This is a genomic window from Mycobacterium sp. (genome assembly GCF_035499775.1).
In the GTDB taxonomy this organism is placed as follows: domain Bacteria; phylum Actinomycetota; class Actinomycetes; order Mycobacteriales; family Mycobacteriaceae; genus Mycobacterium.
The window spans coordinates 1-5,352 of the sequence record NZ_DATJYB010000422.1 but is presented as its reverse complement, the minus strand read 5'-3'; the positions used below and the strand labels follow the sequence as shown (position 1 = coordinate 5,352).

The following is a 5,352-nucleotide window of genomic DNA, read 5'->3' as shown; positions in this document are numbered from 1 at the left end:
CAGTGGGTTTCCGGTGTAGGCGGTGACCGCGCCGATCCCGTACTTGCGGATCACCGGGGTCAGCAGCTCGGTGCAGCGGCGAAACGCCGCGTCCCAGCTGACCTCTTGCCACTGCCCGTCGACTTTGATCAGCGGCCGGCGGATGCGGTCCGGGTCATCGTGCAACGCGGCCAGCGACACGCCCTTCGGGCACAGGTGCCCACGGCTCCACACGTCGTCGCGGTTGCCGCGGATGCTGGTGACCTTCCCGGCGTCGACCTGAATCTCCAGACCGCACATCGCCTCACACAGTGGACACGTGCGCACATGCCTGCCGTCTGCGGCTGTCGTCGTCACCCACCCACCTTATTACGCTACTGATGGTAGCGGAAGTGGGAAGCTGTTGAGCCCTCCGGACAGCGCATAAACTGACGCACCAGGCGGGGCCTTCGGAGGAGCGCGATGACGAATCCGGGCGATGGCGCGCAGTCGCCGCGGCGTTTCGGCCTGCTCGCGGGCTCCACTGTGGCCGCAGGGCCGCCATCATGCTGGCGGCTGCGGGAGGCATTTCCTGGCTTGGGTTCGCCATCAGGGCTTTGGACAAGGTCCGGCCGGATACCAACAGCTTCGACTACTACCCATCGAGCGGCTGGTGGTCTACCCGCCGACGGGCGCCTGGGAATGGTGGACCGTCGGTGTGGGTTGGTTAGCGGCGGCTTTGCTGCTGCCGGGCGCGGCAGTGATCGCGATGCGCATGACGGCCGGCCGGATACTCATCGTCATCGGCTGCGGCGTCGTCATCACCTACAGCATTTTCTCCATCGTCACCGACCTGAACACTCGCTCCCGGCCCGTTCACAACGCGTTGCCTCTTCCCTTTGAGTTGGCGGTGGTGACGGTGGTGTTGGCGGCGGTCACCGTCGCGTTCGCGGTTGCACCGTCGACCAGACGCTGGCTCGAATCTGCACAACCACGTCAGGGGAGTTCGGACGCCGCTGACGGCTGAAGCTGCCGATGCGTGCGGGTACGGGTGTCCCTGGCAATACCACTCTCAGATGGGACTACTCGCCGAGCCGACTGGGGGCTCATTGTTGTCGTGGGGCTTGTGTAACCGGACTGGGAAAGGCTTGACATGTCGACATACCGCGCTTTCGAGGTCACCGGGCAGCGGCAGTTTGCGCTGGTGGAGCGCGAGTTGGTCGAGCCGCCACCCGGTCAGGTGCGGGTACGCGTAGAGACCTGCGGTGTCTGTCACAGCGACTTTCTCGCCGCCGAGGGCCTACGTCCCGACCCGCAGCAGCCCGTGGTGCCCGGGCACGAGGCGGTCGGCGTCATCGACGCGGTCGGCGCGGGGGTTACCGAGTGGAACGTCGGAGACCGCGTAGGCGTCGGCTTTCTCGGCGGTCACTGCGGCGTCTGCGTCTGGTGCCGGCACGGGGACTTCGTGAACTGCGAGAACCAGCCTCAGACCGGTACGACGGTCGACGGCGGGTACGCCGAGGTGATGTACGCCCGAGCCAGCGGGCTGGTCCGCATCCCCGACGGCCTGGATTCCGTTGTTGCGGCGCCGTTGTTGTGCGCCGGCGTCACCACCTACAACCCGCTGCTGAAGTTGCATGCGGCCCCCGACACGCTGGTGGCGATCCAAGGTATCGGGGGGCTGGGGCATCTCGGGGTGCAGTACGCCAACAAGTTGGGCTACCGTGTCGCGGCAATCGCAAGAGGCACCGAAAAGGGTTTCCTGGCAGAGAAACTGGGCGCGCACCACTACATCGACAGCGCGACCGTCCATCCCGGCACGGCGCTGCAAGAACTCGGCGGGGCCGCGGCGATCGTCGCCACCGCGACCAGCGGTGCATCCATGTCACCGCTGCTGGCCGGGCTCGCGCCGCACGGTCAGTTGATCGTCGTCGGCGCTGCCCCCGACCCGATTCAGGTGAGCACTTCCGATCTGATCTTCGGCGGCCGCTCGATAATCGGCAGCCTCACCGGCACCCCCGTCGAAAACGAGGCCAACCTTCAGTTCAGCGCCGCGCACGGAGTCGCACCCATGAACGAGGTGCTGCCCTTCGAAGACGCACCCGCGGCCTACGCGCGAATGATGGACGGCAAGGCCAGATTCCGCGTGGTGCTCGACATTCAGGGCCAGCAGGGCACGGACGGAATGCGGTGATGGCCGGCCTGCTGGACGCGGTACTCGCCGCGCACGGCGGACTCGACCGCTGGCGCCAGTTCGACACCATCGACGCGACCATCGTCAGCGGCGGCAAGCTGTGGGAGATCAAAGGCCAACCGCAAGATCCCACCCCACGACGGATGAGCGTTGCGCTGCACCGTGAATGGGCTTCCGTGCGGCCGTTCGGCGCCGCGGACCAGAAGACGGACTTCACCCGCGACCGCATCGCCATCGAAAAGCTGGACGGCCGCGTCGTCGCCGAACAAAGCAACCCGCGAGAGTCATTCAATGGTCATGAGTTGAGCACTCCGTGGAATCCGTTGCAGCGCGCGTACTTCAACGGCTACGCGCTGTGGACGTATTTGACCACCCCGTTCTTCATGGCGATGCCCGGGATGGTCGTCACCGAAATCGATCCGGTCGACGACGGCGGCGAACGATGGTATGGACTGCAGGTGCAGTTCCCCGACCACATCGCCAGCCACAGCACGTTGCAGGAGTTCTACTTCGACAACGACTTTCTCGTGCGCCGCCACGACTACCGGGTGGACGTCGCCGGCGGATTCTCGGCGATCCAATACGTCTACGACATCGTCGAGGCCGACGGAATCAAGCTGCCGACCAAGCGCCGGGCCTATCGCTGTGCTGCCGACGGCAGCATCATTCCCGACGAACTGATGGTGTCCATCGACGTAAGCGACATCCGCTTCACTTGACGAGCAGACGTAAAAGCACCCAAAACAACGTTGTGTTGGGTGCTTTTACGTCTGCTCGCGCTATGCGGCCAACCCGGTACGGCGGGCCTCGATTGCCTTGACGCTCTTGACGAATGCCTTACGCAGCACGGGCTTGGCGACGGTTCCCAGCAACGCCGACAGAATCCGTCCGCGCAGATTCTTTCCTTCGCGAACGATGACGACGTCGACATCGGTGGTTCCGTTGAGCAGCCGCCGCAGGGTGTAGGCATAACCCGAGGCGCCGCCAAACACGTTGGAGTCGACGGTCGTCAGCTTGACGTAGCCGGGGTCAGACCAGTCGTATACCAGCCGTTCCCAGACGCCGCCGGAGCCTTCGGTGACATCAGCGTGGTACGCGCCCTGGTAATGCACCTCGAGGTAGGCGTCGGCGCTCTTGGAAAAGATCTCCTGGCGCCCCGGCCCGAAGTCGGTGAGCCCGGCGATGAACTGGTCGGGTGTCAATGTGGTTGTCTGGTGGAAGTGGATGGTGCTCATTTGCGTGGAAGCTCCTTCTTGATGGGTTGTTTCGTGCGGTAGCGAGACCCAGTCTCGCGACTCGGCCGACGCCTCCAACCTTTTGCAGCGCCCCGCACGTATGGCCAATTCCCGCAAACGGATCCGTAGCCTGGCCCAAGTGATCGTGTTATTGGCAGGGACAGCCTCAGCATCGGATGGTGGCACCAACGGCCAACGCGCAGGGCGATTATCTTTCCGCGCGCGCTAGGCGTAGCCCAAAGCCGCGTTCTCGGCCCGGATCCGCACGTTGAGCACTAGGGCATTCGCAATGCTGAACACGATTGCCGTCAGCCATGCCGAATGAACCAGGGGGAGCGCCGCCACCTCCGCCGCGACCGCGGTGTAGTTGGGGTGACGTACCCACCGGTAGAGTCCGTCTCGCACCAGCGGCGCGCCCGGGATCACGATGAGCCGTGGGTTCCAATGTTTGCCAAGCACTCTGACGCACCGCCAGCGGACAACGGTGCTGAGCACCACGACACCGACCATCGGCCATCCCAGCCAAGGGATGAAGGGCCGGTGCAGTGACCAGACTTCGACGACGCATGCGACCAAGAGCAGCGTATGCATGCTGACCATCGCCGGGTAGTGGTCGCGGCCGAACTCTTTGCCGCCATGAGCAAGTGACCACGCGGCATTCCGCTGGGCGACCACGAGCTCGACCACGCGTTCGGCGCCGATGGCGAGCATGAACAGGTAGTAGTACATGGGCAGTCCCCTCACCAGCTCAGCAGTAGCAGCTCGAAACTGAAGCCCGGTCCCATCGCCATCATCACGCCGAAGGATCCCTCGGGTATCGGCTCGGCGAGGGTGCGGCGCAGAACGTCAAGCACCGACGCGGACGAAATGTTGCCGTTCTCCCGCATGGAGTTTCGGCTGTGCGCCAGCACCTCGGGCGGCAGACCTATCGCATTCTCGATCGAGTCCAACACTTTCGGACCACCGGGATGACAGATCCATGCAGAAATGTCCTTGACGGACAAACCGTGGTCGGCAAGGAAGCGGTCAACCTCGCCACCCAGGTGGTCGTCGGCCATTTTCGGGACGTCACGGGTCATCACGAGCTGGAATCCGCTCGACCCGACGTTCCAACCCATCACGTCGACGGTCTCCGGCAGTACCCGGCTGCGAGTCGCCAGGACGCGCGGACCGCGATAAGCGTTGGGGCTGGGCGGAATCCGATCGGCGCCAGTGACGACCACTGCTGCTGCGCCGTCGCCGAACAAGCACACGCCGATCAAAGCCGGAATCGAAGTGTCGTCGTGCTGCAACGTCAGCGAGCACAGCTCGACTGACAGCAGCACGGCGACGTGCCCTGGGTAGCCGCGCAGGTAGTCGTGCACGCGTGCCATCCCCGCTGCGCCCGCCACGCAGCCGAGCCCGAACAGCGGAATACGTTTGACGTCGGGCCGCAGACCGATTCGAGAGATCAGCCTTGCGTCGATGGTGGGCACCGCGATGCCGGTGCTCGAGACGGTCACGATGGCGTCCACTTCGTCAGGTTCGATGTTGGCCGCGGCGAGTGCGGACAGCACTGCCTGCTGCCCGAGGTCCTCGGCTACCTCGATGTATGCGTCGTTCGCTTCGGTGAAGCCGGTGATATTCGGGTAACGCGACAGCGGTAATGCGAGACTGCGATAGTCGACGCCAGTCGTTCGCGCGAAGCGCATGAACTCCGGCCCGGTGACCTGCGTGAGCTCGCGTGCCACCTCATCCTGGTTGTAGCGGTGCGTTGGGAATGCCACCGCGGTGCCGGCGATGTGCGGGGCACCGCGTCCGTGGCTCGCCGCCTGGTTCGCTGATGGGGAATATGTTGTTACGGTCATGCTCATGCTCACGAGAAGCGAACGATCAGCGTTTCATCGGATTACGGTGACCTTAAACACAATCCACTCATCGATGCTGGTGCACAACGAACTGGCAGCCGAAGGCAAGGTTATTCCC

At 64.3% G+C, this 5,352-nt stretch carries 6 protein-coding genes and 1 pseudogene; 3 read left to right on the top strand and 4 right to left on the bottom strand.

The features are described 5' to 3' along the window. A pseudogene (locus tag VML93_RS26175) lies at positions 1-336 on the bottom strand (molybdopterin dinucleotide-binding protein); the annotation flags it as partial. A gap of 295 nt (positions 337-631) precedes the next feature. On the opposite strand from VML93_RS26175, the gene VML93_RS26170 reads away from it, so the two are divergent. The 3 genes from VML93_RS26170 to VML93_RS26160 all read left to right on the top strand — a co-directional run bounded on the left by VML93_RS26170 (position 632) and on the right by VML93_RS26160 (position 2,871). Further along, positions 632-985: a hypothetical protein gene (locus VML93_RS26170; RefSeq protein ID WP_325615177.1), complete on the top strand. Its 354-nt coding sequence runs from the start codon at positions 632-634 to the stop codon at positions 983-985. 126 nt (positions 986-1,111) lie between these two features. Next, the gene (locus VML93_RS26165) at positions 1,112-2,152 is read left to right on the top strand and encodes an alcohol dehydrogenase (protein ID WP_325615176.1); all 1,041 of its coding nucleotides are present in this window, start codon (positions 1,112-1,114) and stop codon (positions 2,150-2,152) included. Then, positions 2,152-2,871: a hypothetical protein gene (locus tag VML93_RS26160; protein WP_325615175.1), complete on the top strand. Its 720-nt coding sequence runs from the start codon at positions 2,152-2,154 to the stop codon at positions 2,869-2,871. Before VML93_RS26165 ends, VML93_RS26160 begins: the two co-directional genes overlap by 1 nt. 60 nt (positions 2,872-2,931) lie before the next feature. Here VML93_RS26160 and VML93_RS26155 read toward each other — a convergent pair whose 3' ends face one another. From VML93_RS26155 to VML93_RS26145, 3 genes are all read right to left on the bottom strand, one after another. Continuing rightward, positions 2,932-3,387, bottom strand: coding sequence for a hypothetical protein (locus tag VML93_RS26155; protein ID WP_325615174.1), 456 nt, complete (start codon positions 3,385-3,387; stop codon positions 2,932-2,934). Between the two features lie 225 nt (positions 3,388-3,612). Then, positions 3,613-4,116, bottom strand: a complete 504-nt coding sequence (locus VML93_RS26150) for an isoprenylcysteine carboxyl methyltransferase family protein (protein WP_325615178.1) — start codon at positions 4,114-4,116, stop codon at positions 3,613-3,615. Between the two features lie 11 nt (positions 4,117-4,127). Continuing rightward, a complete protein-coding gene (locus tag VML93_RS26145) occupies positions 4,128-5,234 on the bottom strand; it encodes a type III polyketide synthase (RefSeq protein ID WP_325615173.1) in 1,107 nt (368 codons plus the stop codon). Positions 5,235-5,352: the final 118 nt, after the last annotated feature.

Bases quoted from the DNA above. Each gene is read 5' to 3' on its own strand.
- VML93_RS26165 (WP_325615176.1), top strand. From the start codon at position 1,112: ATGTCGACATACCGCGCTTTCGAGGTCACCGGGCAGCGGCAGTTTGCG.
- VML93_RS26160 (WP_325615175.1), top strand. From the start codon at position 2,152: ATGGCCGGCCTGCTGGACGCGGTACTCGCCGCGCACGGCGGACTCGAC.
- VML93_RS26155 (WP_325615174.1), bottom strand. From the start codon at position 3,387: ATGAGCACCATCCACTTCCACCAGACAACCACATTGACACCCGACCAG.
- VML93_RS26150 (WP_325615178.1), bottom strand. From the start codon at position 4,116: ATGTACTACTACCTGTTCATGCTCGCCATCGGCGCCGAACGCGTGGTC.
- VML93_RS26145 (WP_325615173.1), bottom strand. From the start codon at position 5,234: ATGACCGTAACAACATATTCCCCATCAGCGAACCAGGCGGCGAGCCAC.